The following is a 221-nucleotide window of genomic DNA, read 5'->3' on the forward strand; positions in this document are numbered from 1 at the left end:
GGTGGAGCTGCATGACAAAGTCATCGGGCATTATCTGAACATAAAACACTATCAATAAGTTAGAGTCATTACCCTCCCGCAATTACAGCGTGAAGATGGATGGCATCAGCGATGAAATCATCGGCACGCGTAACATCGGCGAGTTAAAAGTTGGGGTGGAAGGTCAGCTTAATCCACGTCTGCAACTGTGGGGCAACGTCGCCCAGCAGTTGGGGGACAAC

The 221-nt window shown here is 49.8% G+C and carries 1 protein-coding gene and 1 pseudogene; both read left to right on the forward strand.

The genetic code is table 11. The features are described 5' to 3' along the window. Position 1: 1 nt before the first annotated feature. Positions 2-58 carry an IS1 family transposase gene (locus FC814_RS23880; RefSeq protein ID WP_003032489.1) on the forward strand — a complete coding sequence of 19 codons (57 nt, stop codon included), beginning with the start codon at positions 2-4 and terminating at the stop codon, positions 56-58. 16 nt (positions 59-74) lie between these two features. Next, positions 75-221: pseudogene (locus tag FC814_RS22750) on the forward strand (autotransporter outer membrane beta-barrel domain-containing protein); the annotation flags it as partial.

Origin of the sequence: Escherichia sp. MR (genome assembly GCF_005280595.1) — a bacterium.
Lineage (GTDB): Bacteria > Pseudomonadota > Gammaproteobacteria > Enterobacterales > Enterobacteriaceae > Escherichia > Escherichia ruysiae.